Consider the following 16217-nt stretch of genomic DNA (forward strand, 5'->3'; position numbering starts at 1 on the left):
CGTCAGCGCGTGTCGCTCAACTCGCGCCCGCGCAGCAGTTCCCACCCGAGGTAAACGGGCGCGGCCTGGGTGAGGCCGATCCAGACGAAAACAATCACCAGCACGATTTTGAACTGGGCTAACTGATCCGTCAGGTTGGCCCGCGTCTGGCGGATGTTGTCGTTCACTTCCGTGACGAGGCGCGTGTATTCGTCCAGCAGCGGTTGCACGTCGGCGACGCTGCCATTGATCGTTTCCAGGTCGGCGGCGATGTTCAAAACATCCTGGCTGATGGTAGCCAGGTTGTCGTCGGTGACGTTGAGGTAGATTTTGAGCGTGCGCAGGCGTTCGGGAATGCCGTCCAGGCTGCCGCCGACGGCGGTGATGGATTGGTCGAATGGGGTGACAGGGTTGTAGTTGATGCCCAGGTCATATTTGATGGGAAAGCCGAGGATGCTTTGGTCAATACGGAAGTTGTTGAGAACGCGCAGGGTGGTGTCGATTGTGCCGGCAACTTCCGCCACATTCGGGAGCGCGGCTTGTACGGCATCAATACCATCCGGCACATCGGAGCTGGCAATCTGGCTCACCTGATCCAGCAGCGGGCGCGTCTGGTTGATTGTCTGCGCCAGGTCCGTTGCCGTCGTCTCCACCGTCGTCATGCTCCCATTCACCTGCCCCACCGTCGTTTTCGTCAGCGCCAGCGTATCCAGCACCGTGTCCAGGCTCTCCGACACCAGGCGTAAACTCTGGTCCAGCCCCTGCCCCACGTTATCCACCATGCGCCGTGTCACCAGCGCCCCGCCGATGCTCAACACCAATCCTGAAAGGCCAATAAACAGCATGATAAAGCCTAGAATGCGTCGAATCATTGATTGCCTCCTGCGAAAATAACCTTCCCGGAAGCTTCATCACGGATGATGGCCCTGGATAACAGCTTCCGGGAAGATGTTCTCATTTATGGTGGTGCGCCGCGGCGCATGACGTCTCCTGCGAAAATAACCTTCCCGGAAGCTTCATCACGGATGATGGCCCTGGATAACAGCTTCCGGGAAGATGTTCTCATTTATGGTGGTGCGCCGCGGCGCATGACGTCTCCTGCGAAAATAACCTTCCCGGAAGCTTCATCACGGATGATGGCCCTGGATAACAGCTTCCGGGAAGATGTTCTCATTTATGGTGGTGCGCCGCGGCGCATGACGTCTCCTGCGAAAATAACCTTCCCGGAAGCTTCATCACGGATGATGGCCCTGGATAACAGCTTCCGGGAAGATGTTCTCATTTATGGTGGTGTGCCGCGGCGCATGACGTCTCCTGCGAAATAACCTTCCCGGAAGCTTCATCACGGATGATGGCCCTGGATAACAGCTTCCGGGAAGATGAAGATGACGTCTCCTGCGAAAATAACCTTCCCGGAAGCTTCATCACGGATGATGGCCCTGGATAACAGCTTCCGGGAAGATGTTCTCATTTATGGTGGTGCGCCGCGGCGCATGACGTCTCCTGCGAAAATAACCTTCCCGGAAGCTTCATCACGGATGATGGCCCTGGATAACAGCTTCCGGGAAGATGTTCTCATTTATGGTGGTGCGCCGCGGCGCATGACGTCTCCTGCGAAAAAGTGGTCAGTGGTGAGTAAGCGGTGGTCAGTAGAGCCACGGCCAAACCGCTCACAAAATCAATTTGGGCTATCTGCGTAAAGGGAGCACCTGCGAAAACACAAGGACGCGGATGAACAAAAGCCCGCATTATCTGTGATTGCATTCGCGCAGACACCCCAAGGCGCCTTCATCTTTCATCCCTCATCCCTCATCCTTTGTCTTGCTCAATGTCATCAACGTTACAGTGGCTTTGGCGACTAATTTTACGTCGCCTTGTCCGTGAACGAAAACTTCCGACTCGGCCACGGTGATGGTGCGGCCCGGTTTTAATACCTGGGCGCGGCAGGTGAGGCGTTCGCCCTGGGCGGCGCGGAGGAGGTTGATTTTGAACTCCACGGTGAGGACGTATTCGTGGGCGCGGATGAGCGAGCCGGCGGCGGCGCCCGCTGTATGGTCGGCCATTGTGGCGATCACGCCGGCGTGGATGAGATCATCCTGCTGCCAATGGCGGCGGGCGACGACCAGTTCCGACGTACACCAGCCGGGGCCAACGTCGGTCAACTGAATGCCCAAGTCATTGACGAAGGCGGCCTGGGCGAAGAGTTGTCGTACCAGTTGGGCGTATGCGGGGTTCTGTGGGGTCATGGGCAGATGGGCGCGTCAGGGTGGAGGCTGGTAGATGGGACCGGTTATGCCGGCAATTTGCAGGTTGACAAGGGCGGCGGTGACGGCGGCGCGATCCACGGGGCCGGCGGCGGCGGCGTGGTCCAGGGCCGTGAAGAGGAGTTGGAAGGCGTCGTAGGTTGTGCCGGCATAAACCCCCGTCGTCTCATCAAATGGCGTCACCGCCGCATACGCGGCGCGGAATGCCGGCGGCAACTGCGCGGGCGGCGTCTCCCCCAGCGGCGCGCGCCCCGCCGCCAGCAGCGGCAAACCCGCCGCCGCATAAATCGGCGCGGCCACCGCCGTCGTCTCCGTTAGCCAATGCCCCACCACCGCCACCACCATGGGGTCCAACGTCAGCGAAGCCGCCGCCTGCCGCGCCCGTTTCACATCCCCGGAATCATCCAGCGCCACCAACGCCACGCGGTAGCCGCCCACGCCGCCCGCCGCATTGATCTCCCTGACCGCCAGGCGCGCCGCGTAAATCGCATCGTACCCCACGGCGCGGTGCGCGCCCTCAAACGGAGCCACCAGGCCAATCTTCACCACCGGCGCGACGCCGCCGCAGCCGGCCAATAGCAGCAGCGACAAACCCAATGCCGCCAGCCACGCGCCCCAGCGCCTACCGACAGGTCGCCACATTGGCCAGATGCTCCTCATAGGTTGCGCTAAACAGATGCAGACCCGCTGCGTTGGCATCACAATCGGCGACAAAAAACAGATAATTCGTTTGCGCCGGCTGCGCCACGGCTTGCAGCGAGGCCAGACCCGGGTTGGCGATGGGGCCGGGCGGCAGCCCCGTGTACAGATAGGTGTTGTAGGGCGAATCCAGCGCCAGATCGGCGACGCCCAGCGGCGATTTCCACCATGAACCGTCAGCAGCTTGCCCCACGGCGTACTGCACCGTGGGATCGGCGTCCAGTTTCATGCCCTGCGCCAGGCGATTGAAGAAAACGCTGGCGACCAGCGGGCGCTCCGCGTCCACTACCGCTTCCCGCTCCACAATGGCGGCCAGCGTCACGGCCTGCCGCGGCGACAGACCGTTGCTCAGATACGCCTGCCGCATCTCCGGCGTGACGCGGCGGCCAAAGTTTTGCAGCATCAGGTCCACCAGGTAAGCGGCGTCCGCGTCCAGGGGCAGACGGTAGGTGTCCGGGAAAAGGAACCCTTCCAGCGAACCCGCCGTTGGGTCCAGAAAATCATAGCGCGCGAGGTCATAGGGGACCAATCGCCGCACGATGGCTTGAAACTGGGCCGCGTCCACCCGGGCGGGCGTCGTTTGCGCCAGATAGTTCGCCATCTCCTCGCTGCGCCACCCCTCCAGGAAGCGCACGGTCACTTCCTGACCGACGGAATCAGACAGCGCGTTCGCCAGTTCGGGCACGGTTGCGCCGGGGGCGATGGTGTACTGGCCTGCCTCCAGGCCGGCATCCAGGCCATAATAACGCACGTAATTGACGAAAAGGTCGGCATTGGTGAGAAAACCCTGGGCTACGAGATTGGCGGCGATGACGTTGGCGGTTTCGCCGGGGGCAATGGTGAAATCCCCTGCTGCCGGACGCGCGCCGGCGGGTTGCGCCAGTTCCGCCGCGTGCAGGCCGAGGTAGGTTTGCAGGTAGAAGTATTCGGCGGGATTGAGCTGGCTGTTGCCGGGGGAAACGCGCACCTGTCCCGTGTACTGGCTTTGCCGCCAACTGGCGTAGAAGACGAGGCTGGCGGTGAGGCAGGCGGCCAGCCCCACAAAAAACAGGAGCAGGCGCGCCAGGCGGTGGATGACGTGGCCGCCTGGGGGCGGGGCGTATGGGTCGCGGTGTTGGGGCGTAGGTGAGTGATTGGTGGTCATTGTGGGCGTGTTTGGGCCTGGGCGTCGAGATACGCCTGGAGGAAAATGGCGGCGGCCACGGCGTCAATCCACTCGCGCTGCTGACGCGCACGTTTGCCGCGGGCGTGCAGGCTGGCGGCGGCGTCCACGGTGGAGTAGCTCTCGTCGCAAAAGGCGACGGGTAGGCCTAAGGCGGCGCTGAGGGCGGTGGCGTAGTCGCGCATCCAGGCGACTTTGGGCGATTCCGCTTCTGTGGCTTGCGCCGCCAGTGTCAGGCCAACGGGCAAGCCAACCAGGAGCAGGGTGACTTTTTCGGCGGCGGCGATGTGGCCGAGGCGGGCGAAGTCCTCGCGCCGCGATTTGCGCGGCAGCACGGTATAGGAGCGAGCCAGGGTGCGGGTTTCGTCGCTGAGGGCGACGCCGATGCGTTTTTCGCCCAGGTCGAGAGCCATAATCCGTCCGGGCAGGTTTGGTGTTGGATTCATGCCTGAGTTTTAACGCAAAGCGGCGCAGATGCAAAGGGCGCATCCGTGATTATTTGCCGATGGCGCGATTCTGATTACCATTGTCCGTGGCAGCAAGCGAAATTGACGGTTGAGGTGCGATGCGGATGGATGAGAAGGCCTTTCGTTATGTCAACGATGAGTTGATGGGGGAAGATGTGCCGCTGGCGCGGGTGGCGGCGGCGGTGGGGACGCCGGTGTATGTGTACAGTCGGGCGGTGTTGACGGGGCGGGCGGCGGCGTTCGTGGATGCGGCGCGGTTGGTCGCGGGGCGCGGTGGGCAGGGCTACCTGGTGTGCTTCGCGGTGAAGGCGAATGGGAATCCGGCGCTGCTGCGGTTGTTGGGGGAGCAGGGGATGGGGGCGGATGTGACGAGTGGGGGGGAGTTGTTTTTGGCGCGACATGCCGGCATTTCTCCCACCCACATTCTTTTCTCCGGCGTCGGCAAATCTCACGCGGACATTGAGCAGGCACTGGATGCCGGCATTCGCGCCCTGCACATCGAATCCGTTCCCGAACTGGCCCGTATTGCCGGCATTGCCGCTGCACGCCAGATCGTGGCTCCCATTGCCGTGCGCCTTAACCCCGACGTCACCGGCGACACGCACCCGGCCATCAGCACCGGAGGGCGGTGGCACAAATTTGGCGTGAGCGCGGACACGGCGCGTCGTCTGCTGTGGCAAGCGCAGGCTGACCCCTGGTTGGCCCCCGTGGGGCTGGCCGTCCACATTGGTTCCCAGATTCGGGAACTGGAGCCGTTTCGCCAGGCGGTTGCCGTTTTGCTGCGCGAAGCGGAGGGGCTGGCGGCGGCGGGCTGCCGTTTGCGCTACCTGGACGTGGGCGGCGGATTGGGGGTGGATGAGGGGGCCCGGATGGCGCCGCGTCCTGCCGATTGGGTGGCGGCGGTGGGCGCGCCGGTTGTGGCCGCCGGGTATGAGTTGGTGTTGGAGCCGGGGCGGTCGGTGGTGGGGGATGCCGGCATTTTGCTGACGCGAGTCGAGTATGTCAAAGAGGAAGGCGGACGGCGGTTTGTGGTGGTGGATGCCGGCATGAACGACTTCATCCGTCCCACCCTCTACGCGGCGCGTCATCCCATCTGGCCCATCCGCCGCCGCGCGGGGGAATCCCATCCGGTGGACATTGTCGGTCCCGTGTGCGAGACGGGCGACGCTTTCGCCCACGACTACGCGCTGCCGCCCGTGGCTGCCGGCGATTTGCTGGCCGTGCAGCAAGCGGGGGCGTATGGTTTTGCCATGAGTTCCAATTATAATGGACGTTTGCGGGCGGCGGAGGTGTTGGTAGATGCCGGCACTTTCCACCTCATTCGCCCGCGCCAGACCGTCACTGACTTGCTAGGATAGCGCAAGGTCTGTAAAATCAAATCCGTTAACAAGGCAACAAAGTACCATTGGCGACAGCATGTTGTCGCTATTGAGGACGCTTTTGAGGCCGCCAGTCGCCTCGCCCTTCTTTGATCGCCGGCCAATTGCAACACTTCAGGTCGAAGAAGCCACAATCCGCCCCACGTACTTGTGCAAACCAAATCGTCCCGCAACCTCTATTGCGACTCGTCGGCGTGCCGCCTGTTTGAGGCGGCGCGACGTTTGTTTGGTGGTAAAGCGACAATTCGTGCAGCATATCCGCTCCGGCGCGGTCTTTCCTTTCTGGCGGATGATGGTCTTATCCGCGTTTTTTCGCGCCCTTTTTCTTATCAGGACTGGCGATGAAATAAAGTACGGAATTGCATCGTCAGTTTGAAGGAACGGTAAGGAAACAACTTCGTTGTCTTATTTAATTCCGTTCCTTCGGGAAGGTAACTGCTAAGCCAGATTGGACCAATCTCCATCTCCAGAGAGCGTTAGTAGTTACTGTTACCGGAAGTATGGTGGCGACGCTTCCGACAACCGCCAATCATTAACTTTCGTAACTATTCACGTCTCCGAGAGATTGGACCAATTTTGTAGACATCAATAAGATTCAACCAGAGCAAATTGGTCCAATCTGGGCAGATGACCTGTATAGTCACTAACTTTCAACTATCAATCTGTCCTACACGATATTCTCGAAGGAGTTCTTTTAAGATGGCATTCTCTTTAGGTAAGCTGAAACGTGCTTTAATCGGCGAACCTTTTCCTACGCGCGCCGAAGTCCATGAGCGACTAGATAAAGTGCGCGCGTTGGCGATCTTTGCCTCCGACCCCATCAGCAGTAATGCGTATGCCACGGAAGCAATTATGACGGCTCTGGCGGTGGGGTTGGGCGCAGGCGCGCTGCGTTTCACCTTGCCACTGGCATTAGGCGTTATGTTCCTGGTGCTGCTTGTCGTTTTCAGTTATATCCAGACGATTTTGCATTACCCGGATGGCGGCGGCGCCTACACGGTTGCCAAAGACAACCTGGGGACGAATACGGCGTTGTTTGCCGCTTCGGCGCTGCTGATTGACTATATTTTGACGGTGGCGGTGTCGGTTTCTGCCGGCATTCGCGCTATCACCTCCGCCGTTCCCGGACTACATGACCACGCCGTGCCCATGGCCCTCATCGCCATCCTCCTCCTCACCTGGGTCAACCTGCGCGGCGTGCGCGAGAGCGGCACCATCTTCGCCCTGCCCACCTACGCCTTCGTCGGCGGCGTCCTGCTTACCGTAGGCGTGGGACTGCTCCGACTCACCGGCCTCTTTGGCCTGGCGGCCATGACCCCGCCCACCCACGACACCGCGATCACCGTTGTCCAATCCACCAGCCAGCTTGTTTTCATCTGGGTGCTGCTGCGCTCGTTTGCCGCGGGCTGTACCGCCCTGACGGGGATTGAGGCGATCAGCAACGGGGTGCAGGCGTTTAAGCCGCCGGAGCCAATCAACGCCGTCAAGACGATGGTCGCCATGGGCGTGATCGCCATGTCCCTGTTCGTAGGTATCACCTTCCTGGCGACGCACCTGGCCCTTGTGCCGCATCTGGAGGAAGGGGAGAGCATTCTCTCGCAGTTGGCGCGCACGGTGTGGACGGGCTTGCCCGCGGGACAAATTTTGTACTACTGGGTGCAGTTCTTTACGATGATGATTCTGGTGTTGGCGGCGAATACGGGGTATCAGGATTTCCCGCGTCTCAGTTCGTTTTTGGCGAAGGATGGTTATTTGCCACGCTGGATGCAGAATCGGGGGGATCGGTTGGTGTATAATGCCGGCATCGTCATCCTGGCAATCGTCGCTTCCATCATTGTCATCATCTTCCGCGCCGACGAAATCGCCATGCTCCCCCTCTATGCTCTCGGCGTCATGCTCAGCTTCTCCCTCTCGCAGGCCGGCATGTTCCGCCTCATGGGCCGCATCGGCCACCTCAAACCCGGCGAACACATCCGCACCAAAGTCACCACCATCCACTACGAAAGCGGCGCGCGTTGGAAACGCATCATGAACGCTGTTGGCGCCATTGTCACCGGCGTCGTTTTTGTTATTCTCGTTATCACCAAATTCGTGGAAGGCTCCTGGGTCGTGGCTTTGCTCATTCCCCTGTTTGTCTGGCTCTTCCGCATCATCAAAGGGCATTACGTCACGGTTGCCCACGATCTGAGTACCAAAGACCTCTCAATGGAAGATATGCACGCCATCGCCGACGTGGTGATCGTGCCATTGGGCGACGTTCATCGGGGTACGCTGCGTGCGCTGCGCTACGCGCGTCAGATCTCCAAAAATGTGCGCGCCGTCTGCATTACCACCAGCGTGTCCATGAAAGATCGCCTTTGTCGGCGCTGGGAGCGCTTCCCCTCGATCACGACGGGACTGGAACTGATAACGATTGATTACGAATATCGGGATATTCTCACGCCGCTGGTAGACTATATCAATGAGGTCACGAATGAGGAGTTCCCGGAGGCTCTGATCACGGTTGTCGTGCCTGAGTTCGTGCCTGACTCCTTCTGGGCGCAGTTGCTGCACAACCAGACGGCCAATATCTTGCGCGCGCGTCTGCGTGGTTCGGAGAATGTGGTGGTCATTGATGTGCCTTATCACGTTCGCAGCCACCATCCGGAAGCTATCGCTGCTCAGTTCGCGCACGAGGAACACGGTGCAGTGATGCCGGCAGCGGAGACCGCCCACACGGACACGCTCACGCACACAGACCTGCAGGAGACGCCGGAGGCGGAGTGAGGCCAATCCAGAAAAACATCGATCCGGAACAGGCGCGATCTTCTGGATTGGCTTGAGGCTTTGTAACTATTCACGTCTCCGAGAGATTGGACCAATTTTGTAGACATCAATAAGATTCAACCAGAGCAAATTGGTCCAATCTGGGCAGATGACCTGTATAGTCACGAGGCTTTTTCGGTAAGGAATAGGATCATGCAAATTCCGAAAAAGCCTGAGTGGCTGTCCGCAATTAAATGAGCGGAAATGGGCGGACAGCTTGTCAGTAACCGTCCGAAAAAATGTGAAGCTATTTTCAGGCGGTTACTAAGCAGATCAGGTGTGGCCGTCACCTTCCCGGAAACTGTCGAGCTTCCGGGAAGGTAAATACGTTCATGAGGGGGTAACGGATGATGGAAAAGAAGCGTATCGCCATTTGCACGGGCGGCGGGGACGCGCCCGGACTAAATGCGGTTATTCGCGCGGCCACCCTGGCCGCCTTGCAGCGGGGCTGGGAATGCCTGGGCATTCGTGACGGCTACAACGGCCTGCTCATGCCCGAAAACTATCCCGACGATGGCGGCCTCGTCACCCTGGATCGAGACCGGGTGCGCGGCATCACGCACCTGGGCGGAACCATCCTGGGAACGACGAATAAGGGCAACCCGTTCCACTATCCCGTGCGGCAAGCGGATGGCAGCTACGTGGAAACGGATCGGTCCGACGAAATCGTTGCCGCCTGCGCCCAGCACGAACTGGACGCCCTCATCTCCGTCGGCGGTGATGGTTCCATGAAGATTGCCTATGATCTGACGCAAAAGGGGCTGAACATCGTCGGCGTGCCCAAGACCATTGACAACGACCTGGACGGAACCGTGGTCACGTTCGGCTTCCAGACCGCCGTCAGCTTTGCCACGGAAGCGCTGGATCGTTTACATTCCACGGCCGCCGCGCACCGGCGCGTGATGGTCGTGGAAGTGATGGGGCGGCACGCCGGCTGGATCGCCCTTTTTGCCGGCGTCGCCGGCTCCGCCGACATCATTCTCATTCCCGAAATCCCGTACGACATCCACAAAGTTGTGCGGAAAGTTCAGGAACGGGAAGAAATGGGGCGCGCCTTTTCTATTGTCGTGGTAGCGGAAGGCGCGATGCCCCGTGGCGGAACCTATTCCACCATCGGCAAGGGCGTGGGGCAGGAAGAGCGATTGGGCGGGTTGGGGGAGAAATTAGCCAGGGAAATTGAGGCGTTGACGGGCAAAGAGACGCGCAGCGTCGTCCTCGGTCATTTGCTGCGCGGCGGCACGCCCATCTCTTACGACCGCCTGCTGTCGCTGCGTTTCGGCGCGGCGGCGGTGCGCGCCATTGCCGAAGGGCAGCGGGGCGTGATGGTGGCGTTGGACCCGCCCACGGTGAAGTACGTGCCGTTGGAGGAGTGTACGCGGCGCATGAAGCAGGTGCCGCTGGACAGCGACACCATGCTCACCGCCCGCGACCTGGGCATTTCTTTCGGCGATTGAGCCGGCGATAACGAACAAGGCAATCGGTAATCAGATCCGCTCAGAGCAACCAAGAGCGTGTCATCCTTCTTCAGGGTCAGGATGACACGCTCTTTTTTTTCTGCTGTTGCCTTCCGCGCCTAAGTAACCGTCCGAAAACAACTTCACGTTTTCATCGGACGGTTACTGACAAGCTGTCCGCACATTTCCGCTAAATTAATTGCGGACAGCCACTAATTGTCAATGCAACTGGTGACGTGGAAGTTGTCGACGCGCAGTTCCGCCTGGTTGGGCACGAAGACATCGGGCGGCGTCATGGCGACACCCACGATGGATGGGCTGTTCAGGTTTGGATCGTAAACGGTATCGAGTTCGACGCCATTGATTTCCAGGGTGAATACGTCCCCTTCCAACGTCACCTTCAGGTGATTGAACTCATTGCCGGGAATGATGGCGGTTGAGGTGGTGGGCAGGACGAGGAACGTTAACTCGCTGCTCTGGATGTTGTATTTCAGCACGCCATATTTTTGATAATAGTCGGCATAGTCGGGGTCAGGATTGGCGTAGATGCCAAATAGATACCCTTCTGACTGATCCGGTTTGGTGCTAAAGACGATGCCGCCGACGGAGACGCCAGGATCGCCCGTCCAACGGATGTCGGTTTCCACCACGTAATCGGTGCGGCTGTTGGTGGGCGCGAAGAAGACGTAGTAGGGGGCGTTGGTGTCGATTTCCTTGGGCGCAATGCGGTAGAGGCCGTTGCCGTTGGCGGTCAGATATTGGGTTTTGACCCAGTTGTCATCGACGATGGGCCAGCCGCTGGCGGGGTCGTCGAAAGTGTCGAAGAAGCCGGGATCGACGCAGCCTGTTTTGCTCGCGTAGGGCAGATAAGCGCCGGGGAGCAAGTCCACCGCCGACGCGGGGGTGGCGGGGCGGTTTGCCAGGCTGATGATGCCGATGCTCAAGAAGCCGAGGAGCATCAGGATAGGCCATAGTTTAGATAGTGCTTTGCTCATTATTTCCATCTCCAGTAATGTGACTTTCCCCGTTGGGTGGTCAAGTGGGTCCTCATCCCTCCCTCCCACACGCACGCCTGATGAGGTACATCCGTAATGTACCTTAATGCCCTGGATTCTGGCAAATGCCGGCACGTTCAAATGAGAAATCCGTGGGCGAAAAGAAAAAAGCCCGTATTTGCCGGCAAATACGGGCCATCCTCCCGACATCGTGTGCCGGCAAAACTACAACAAAAGCTGGAGCGGCGTTTCCATCAGGCCCTTAAAACGCTGCAAATAGCGCGCCGCCTCCACGCCATCCGTTACCCGGTGGTCGGCGGAGAGCGTCACCTTCATGCGTAGCCCTACCGTCAACTGCCCATCAACCACCACAGGAACCTGCCGCGCCGTGCCCACTGCCAGGATGGCCGCTTCGGGCGGATTGATGATGGCCACGAAGTGGTCCACGTCAAAGCCGCCCAGGTTGCTGATAGTGAATGTGCCACCTGTGACGTCGTCGGGAGAGATTTTGCCGGCACGTGCCCGCGCAATCATCCCCTTATTATCCGCCGCCACCCGTGCCAGCGGCGTCACGTCCGTATTCTGCTGCACCACCGTCAACAGCCCGCCTTCGACGGCAACCGCGCTGCCCACGTTGATCCGCTGATGGCGTACCAGCGTCGTCCCGTTGAAGCTGGCATTCAAGTTGGGGAAATCACGCAGCGCCAGCGCCGCCGCCTTCACAATCATGTCATTAACCGTCACCTTGCCATCTTCCGGCAGCAGGGCGTTGATCTGGGCGCGCAAGTCCAGCGCGGCTTGCATGTCCACTTCCGAAGTCACGTAGAAATGGGGCACGCTTGTTTTGCTTTCCGCCATGCGGCGAGCAATGGCCTGGCGCAGGCGTGTCAGCGGGATTTCCTCTGTTTCGGGGCCGGTGGGGATAGGCGTGGTGGGGGGGGGTGCGACGGCTGCCGCCTGCAAAAACGACTCCACATCCCGCTTACGGATGCGACCATCAGGACCGCTACCGCCGACTTGCTGCAAATCCACCTGATGTTCCCGCGCAATGCGCCGCGCCACCGGGCTGGCCTTCACGCCGCCGGGGAATTCCGCGCTCACCGGCGCAGCAGACGCCACCGCCGCCGCCGGAGCCGCTTCTGGCGCCGGCGTTTCCGCCGCGGCGGGCGTTTTCCGCGCCTCTGGCGGCGCGCCGACCAGGCCGGAAACATCCTCGCCCGCCGCGCCCACCACGGCCAGATTCGCCCCTACGGGCACAACATCGCCCGCCGCCGCCAACGTTTGCAGCAGCACGCCCGACACCTGCGCTTCCAGCTCCAATGTGGCCTTGTCGGACTCAATCTCTGCGACCACGTCCCCTTTATTGACGGCGTCACCGACTTCCTTCAACCACCCGACCAGCACACCCTCGCGCATATCGAAGCCCAACTTGGGCATGACAATAAATTCCGCCATTACAAAATCTCCTTCACCGCGGCCACCACGCGGTCGGCATTGATCAAGGCCGATTGTTCCAGTTCCCGCGAATACGGCAGCGGCACTTCCAACTGCGCCACGCGCTTCACCGGCGCGTCCAGGTAGTCAAACCCTTCTTCCTGAATACGCGCGGCGATTTCCGCGCCGATGCCATAGGAGCGGTACCCTTCTTCAACCACAACCGCTTTGAACGTTTTCTGGAAGGATTTCAGCACCGGCCCCATGTCCAACGGGCGCAGCGTGCGCAAATCAACCACTTCCGCTTCGATTCCTTCTTGCGCCAGTTTGTTGGCCGCCTCCAGCGCCACTTGCAAACCCTGCGAGTAAGCCACAATGGTCACGTCGGAGCCTTCCCGCTTCACGTCGGAGACGCCAATGGGCACAACGTAGTCCCCATCGGGCACTTCGTCTCGAATCTGGTAGAGGGTGTGGTGTTCAATGAAGAGGACGGGATCATCGCTGCGGATGGACGCTTTCAGCAGCCCTTTGGCATCGTAGGCCGTGGCCGGAGAGACCACTTTCAAGCCCGGAAAGTGCGCGAAGATCACGTCGGGCGTGTGGCTGTGCGTGGCCCCAAGCTGACGCCCGCCGCCGCCGGGAGCGCGAAAAACGACGGGGCATTTGATCTGTCCGCCAAACATGTAGTGCACTTTGGCCGCGTGATTGATGATGGCGTCAAAGGCCACGAAGGCGAAGTTGATGGTCATGAATTCGGCGACGGGGCGCAGCCCGTTCATGGCCGCGCCGGCTGCCGCGCCGCCAATGACCATTTCCGAAATGGGTGTGTCGCGCACGCGCCGCGCCCCAAATTCGTCGTAGAAACCGCGTGTGACCGCGTATGTGCCGCCCCAAACCCCCACTTCTTCGCCCATGATGAAAACGGTGTCGTCCCGCTGCATTTCTTCACGCAGGGCGTCGGTAATTGCCTGTCTCATTGTTATGCGAGCCATTGTACGCTTCCTTATTATGTCTGTTGTGTCAGGCGTCTACGTAGATGTCGGTGAAGAGGTCTTCCGGTGCGGGGAATGGTGATTCCTCGGAAAAACGAACGCTCTCTTCGATTTCCTCATCGACGGCTTTGTCAATGGCTTCCAGTTCCGCGCGGTCGGCGACTTTTTCTGCGAGCATGTGGCGCTCCAGGACGCCAATGGGGTCATCCTCGCGCCACTTTTCTACTTCGTCTTTGGTCCGATACCGTAGTGGGTCGCCCATGCTGTGCCCCTCGAAGCGGTAGGTGGTCATCTCCAAAAAGTAGGGGCCGTTGCCGCCGCGGACGCTGGCGAGGGCTTTGGCCGTGGCTTGATACACATCGTACACGTTCATGCCGTTGACTTGTTCTGCCGGCATTCCATAAGCAGCCCCCCGTGTCACCATATCCGGAGCCGCCGAGGCCCGCGCCACCGCCGTGCCCATGCCATACTGATTGTTCTCTACAATGAACACAACCGGCAAATCCCATACCCCCGCCAGATTCAGCGATTCGTGGAAATAACCGATATTCGTCGAACCATCCCCCATGTACACCAGCACCGCCGCGTCCGTTCCCTTGTACTGCTCCGCCAGCGCGATCCCCACCGCCAAAGGCACATGGCCGCCGACCACAGCGTAGCCGCCCCAATAACGACGGGGCACATCCGCCAGGTGCATGGAGCCGCCTTTGCCCTTGCTCACGCCGGTGGCCTTACCCAGCAGTTCCGCCATCACCCGGTTGGTGGGGGAACCGACCGCCAGCGCGTGCCCGTGGTCGCGGTACGCCGTCATGACGTGATCGTTATCCTGGCGCGCGGCAATCGAACCGACCGCCACCGCTTCCTGGCCTATGTACAAGTGCAGGAAACCGCCAATTTTGCCCAGTTGGTACAGTTCGGCGCATTTCTGCTCAAACCGACGAATGAGGACCATCTGGCGATACCACTCAAGTTGAATCGCTTTATCCATGAAAATCTCCTTTTAACGCTGCGGATGCCATTTTGTTACAGCCCTGACAATGGGAGCAGCAGCGAGGTTGCCGATGAGTCGCAGACTGACGATGGGCAAGCGCGAAGTGGCCTCGTTAGTTTGCGGAGCGGTAGGTCGTTTTGTTGTGTTTCCGCTCTTGAGCAGAGCCGCCAGGCACGGGCATGGTGCAGCCGGGCAGCGTGCTGACGGTCTGCCTACTCTAGGAACCCCGTTGGGAAGTGTTGGTTACAGGTGGATTTGGCAGCATAAGAGCGCATCCGTTTACAAGGCCTTTGCCGAGAAATGGCGGATGCGCGGAAAGGGTTCTTACTTGGGAACGGGGATTCAATAAGACAACGAAGTTGTTTCCTTACCGTTCCGGCAAACTGACGAGGCCATTCCGCACTTTATTTCATCGTCAGTCCTTATCGAATAGTCCACGGTTAATTTTACGCGAACCCTAGTATGCCTTCCGTTTAGTTTAGCAAAGTTGAGCGACGATGACGAATATCCTCCTGGTGGCGAATTGGGAATTGCCGGCGTGGTGGTGGAACATATGCCGGCATTCCCCACATGCACCACCACACCCGGACGGCGGACGCGGAGGCCAACGCTGGTGCAAGCCTCCGCCTTCGATTTCCGCCCTCTCCGCTCACAAGGAGGCTTGCAATTGCCCGCCTTCGCTCATAAAATATATCCATCATTTCACTGACTACGAGGAAACAATGGAACAATTACAACAAGCCTTGCAGGCGGCTCAAAGCGAACTTGACCCCCAGTTTAAGACACTGCGCGGCATTATCAGTGCCCTGAAAACGGCGACACGCCTGGCCAATGACGAAAAGGCGGACGCCATTCCCATGCACAAAGCGTTGATGAAGTTGGAGGCAGCGGCTGCCGGCATCTCCAACCCCACCCTGGACACCGCCGTCGCCACCTTCGCCGCCGCCACGCAGACGGCGCTCGACAACCTTGCCTACGACTTCGCCCGCGACCTGCGCGAAGCCTTCCTCGCCCGTGGTGAAACCGTCGATGGCCGCCCCCCCCTTCTGGGCATCGGCCCCTTCACCTTCAAAATCGACATCGCCGCCCGCAAAGGGCAGTGGTTCTACGGTCGAGAACCCCTCACCGGCATGATCCCCCTCTCCCTCAAGGGCATCATGCAGCATTACGACCGCCAGATGAAGCGCATTAACGAGCGCGACCTGGACGCCGAGGCCTTTCTCCAGGAGCTATTCAAAGCGTGGCAAACGCGCGCCAACAAACGCTCCCGCGCTCCTGTCGGCGGTCGCATCAACATCATTGAGCTGTACGCCGAATTCACCATGGGGCGGCAAAATGCCCGCTTCTGGAACGCACCCTCCCGCAGCACGTTCAAAGATTACGAGCGCGAGCTATTTGTGCGCGATCTGGTCTTGCTGCGCCAGTCTGGCCTCACCAGTCTGACGGTCGATGACAAGACGTGGGAAATTCGGCTAGGCGTGGCCACCAAGAGCCAGGCGGAACAGGCCAGCCGCAGCATGTGGCTGCCCGCTGTGGGCTTCGATGGCGAGTATTACAGCGACATCATTTTTGAGAGCATGTAGGTGTTACGATAAT

General features: G+C 59.9%; 16 protein-coding genes. 7 read left to right on the top strand and 9 right to left on the bottom strand.

Annotated features, from left to right (window positions below; genetic code table 11):
• Positions 1-2 precede the first annotated feature (2 nt).
• Complete coding sequence (locus H6650_14705) at positions 3-851, bottom strand: hypothetical protein (GenBank protein ID MCB8953253.1); 849 nt, start codon at positions 849-851, stop codon at positions 3-5.
• A gap of 45 nt (positions 852-896) precedes the next feature.
• Between H6650_14705 and H6650_14710 the strand changes: the two genes are divergently transcribed.
• A complete protein-coding gene (locus H6650_14710) occupies positions 897-1304 on the top strand; it encodes a hypothetical protein (GenBank protein ID MCB8953254.1) in 408 nt (135 codons plus the stop codon).
• 60 nt (positions 1305-1364) lie between these two features.
• The gene (locus H6650_14715; GenBank protein ID MCB8953255.1) at positions 1365-1679 is read left to right on the top strand and encodes a hypothetical protein; all 315 of its coding nucleotides are present in this window, start codon (positions 1365-1367) and stop codon (positions 1677-1679) included.
• A gap of 102 nt (positions 1680-1781) precedes the next feature.
• Here the strand turns inward: H6650_14715 and H6650_14720 are convergent, their stop codons facing one another.
• Genes H6650_14720 through ruvX form a run of 4 tightly spaced genes read right to left on the bottom strand, consistent with a single transcriptional unit; the run spans position 1782 to position 4550 of the window.
• Positions 1782-2225 carry a PaaI family thioesterase gene (locus tag H6650_14720; protein ID MCB8953256.1) on the bottom strand — a complete coding sequence of 148 codons (444 nt, stop codon included), beginning with the start codon at positions 2223-2225 and terminating at the stop codon, positions 1782-1784.
• 15 nt (positions 2226-2240) lie between these two features.
• Positions 2241-2885 carry an ABC transporter substrate-binding protein gene (locus H6650_14725; protein ID MCB8953257.1) on the bottom strand — a complete coding sequence of 215 codons (645 nt, stop codon included), beginning with the start codon at positions 2883-2885 and terminating at the stop codon, positions 2241-2243.
• Positions 2866-4086 (bottom strand): endolytic transglycosylase MltG, encoded by a 1221-nt coding sequence (mltG, locus tag H6650_14730; GenBank protein MCB8953258.1) that lies wholly within the window; start codon positions 4084-4086, stop codon positions 2866-2868. Before mltG ends, H6650_14725 begins: the two co-directional genes overlap by 20 nt.
• Positions 4083-4550, bottom strand: coding sequence for a Holliday junction resolvase RuvX (gene ruvX, locus H6650_14735; GenBank protein ID MCB8953259.1), 468 nt, complete (start codon positions 4548-4550; stop codon positions 4083-4085). Before ruvX ends, mltG begins: the two co-directional genes overlap by 4 nt.
• 164 nt (positions 4551-4714) lie before the next feature.
• Here ruvX and lysA point away from each other — a divergent pair, with 164 nt between their 5' ends.
• From lysA to H6650_14750, 3 genes are all read left to right on the top strand, one after another.
• Positions 4715-5929, top strand: a complete 1215-nt coding sequence (lysA, locus tag H6650_14740; protein MCB8953260.1) for a diaminopimelate decarboxylase — start codon at positions 4715-4717, stop codon at positions 5927-5929.
• A 720-nt stretch (positions 5930-6649) separates the two neighbouring features.
• On the top strand, positions 6650-8716 hold the full coding sequence (locus H6650_14745; GenBank protein MCB8953261.1) for an APC family permease: 2067 nt from the start codon (positions 6650-6652) through the stop codon (positions 8714-8716).
• A 386-nt stretch (positions 8717-9102) separates the two neighbouring features.
• Positions 9103-10209: an ATP-dependent 6-phosphofructokinase gene (locus H6650_14750; protein MCB8953262.1), complete on the top strand. Its 1107-nt coding sequence runs from the start codon at positions 9103-9105 to the stop codon at positions 10207-10209.
• A 212-nt stretch (positions 10210-10421) separates the two neighbouring features.
• Here the strand turns inward: H6650_14750 and H6650_14755 are convergent, their stop codons facing one another.
• The 4 genes from H6650_14755 to pdhA all read right to left on the bottom strand — a co-directional run bounded on the left by H6650_14755 (position 10422) and on the right by pdhA (position 14618).
• Positions 10422-11204, bottom strand: coding sequence for a hypothetical protein (locus tag H6650_14755; protein MCB8953263.1), 783 nt, complete (start codon positions 11202-11204; stop codon positions 10422-10424).
• A 225-nt stretch (positions 11205-11429) separates the two neighbouring features.
• Positions 11430-12659 carry a 2-oxo acid dehydrogenase subunit E2 gene (locus H6650_14760; GenBank protein MCB8953264.1) on the bottom strand — a complete coding sequence of 410 codons (1230 nt, stop codon included), beginning with the start codon at positions 12657-12659 and terminating at the stop codon, positions 11430-11432.
• Positions 12659-13630, bottom strand: coding sequence for an alpha-ketoacid dehydrogenase subunit beta (locus tag H6650_14765; GenBank protein MCB8953265.1), 972 nt, complete (start codon positions 13628-13630; stop codon positions 12659-12661). Before H6650_14765 ends, H6650_14760 begins: the two co-directional genes overlap by 1 nt.
• 28 nt (positions 13631-13658) lie before the next feature.
• Positions 13659-14618, bottom strand: coding sequence for a pyruvate dehydrogenase (acetyl-transferring) E1 component subunit alpha (gene pdhA, locus H6650_14770; GenBank protein ID MCB8953266.1), 960 nt, complete (start codon positions 14616-14618; stop codon positions 13659-13661).
• A gap of 490 nt (positions 14619-15108) precedes the next feature.
• On the opposite strand from pdhA, the gene H6650_14775 reads away from it, so the two are divergent.
• Both H6650_14775 and H6650_14780 read left to right on the top strand, forming a co-directional pair.
• Positions 15109-15330, top strand: a complete 222-nt coding sequence (locus tag H6650_14775) for a hypothetical protein (protein MCB8953267.1) — start codon at positions 15109-15111, stop codon at positions 15328-15330.
• Positions 15331-15343: 13 nt separating this feature from the next.
• Complete coding sequence (locus H6650_14780) at positions 15344-16204, top strand: hypothetical protein (protein ID MCB8953268.1); 861 nt, start codon at positions 15344-15346, stop codon at positions 16202-16204.
• The last annotated feature ends 13 nt before the right edge of the window (positions 16205-16217 follow it).

Source organism: Ardenticatenales bacterium (assembly GCA_020634515.1).
GTDB lineage: Bacteria > Chloroflexota > Anaerolineae > Promineifilales > Promineifilaceae > JAGVTM01.

Bases quoted from the DNA above. Each gene is read 5' to 3' on its own strand.
- H6650_14705 (MCB8953253.1), bottom strand. From the start codon at position 851: ATGATTCGACGCATTCTAGGCTTTATCATGCTGTTTATTGGCCTTTCA.
- H6650_14710 (MCB8953254.1), top strand. From the start codon at position 897: ATGATGGCCCTGGATAACAGCTTCCGGGAAGATGTTCTCATTTATGGT.
- H6650_14715 (MCB8953255.1), top strand. From the start codon at position 1,365: ATGACGTCTCCTGCGAAAATAACCTTCCCGGAAGCTTCATCACGGATG.
- H6650_14720 (MCB8953256.1), bottom strand. From the start codon at position 2,225: ATGACCCCACAGAACCCCGCATACGCCCAACTGGTACGACAACTCTTC.
- H6650_14725 (MCB8953257.1), bottom strand. From the start codon at position 2,885: ATGTGGCGACCTGTCGGTAGGCGCTGGGGCGCGTGGCTGGCGGCATTG.
- mltG (MCB8953258.1), bottom strand. From the start codon at position 4,086: ATGACCACCAATCACTCACCTACGCCCCAACACCGCGACCCATACGCC.
- ruvX (MCB8953259.1), bottom strand. From the start codon at position 4,550: ATGAATCCAACACCAAACCTGCCCGGACGGATTATGGCTCTCGACCTG.
- lysA (MCB8953260.1), top strand. From the start codon at position 4,715: ATGGGGGAAGATGTGCCGCTGGCGCGGGTGGCGGCGGCGGTGGGGACG.
- H6650_14745 (MCB8953261.1), top strand. From the start codon at position 6,650: ATGGCATTCTCTTTAGGTAAGCTGAAACGTGCTTTAATCGGCGAACCT.
- H6650_14750 (MCB8953262.1), top strand. From the start codon at position 9,103: ATGATGGAAAAGAAGCGTATCGCCATTTGCACGGGCGGCGGGGACGCG.
- H6650_14755 (MCB8953263.1), bottom strand. From the start codon at position 11,204: ATGAGCAAAGCACTATCTAAACTATGGCCTATCCTGATGCTCCTCGGC.
- H6650_14760 (MCB8953264.1), bottom strand. From the start codon at position 12,659: ATGGCGGAATTTATTGTCATGCCCAAGTTGGGCTTCGATATGCGCGAG.
- H6650_14765 (MCB8953265.1), bottom strand. From the start codon at position 13,630: ATGGCTCGCATAACAATGAGACAGGCAATTACCGACGCCCTGCGTGAA.
- pdhA (MCB8953266.1), bottom strand. From the start codon at position 14,618: ATGGATAAAGCGATTCAACTTGAGTGGTATCGCCAGATGGTCCTCATT.
- H6650_14780 (MCB8953268.1), top strand. From the start codon at position 15,344: ATGGAACAATTACAACAAGCCTTGCAGGCGGCTCAAAGCGAACTTGAC.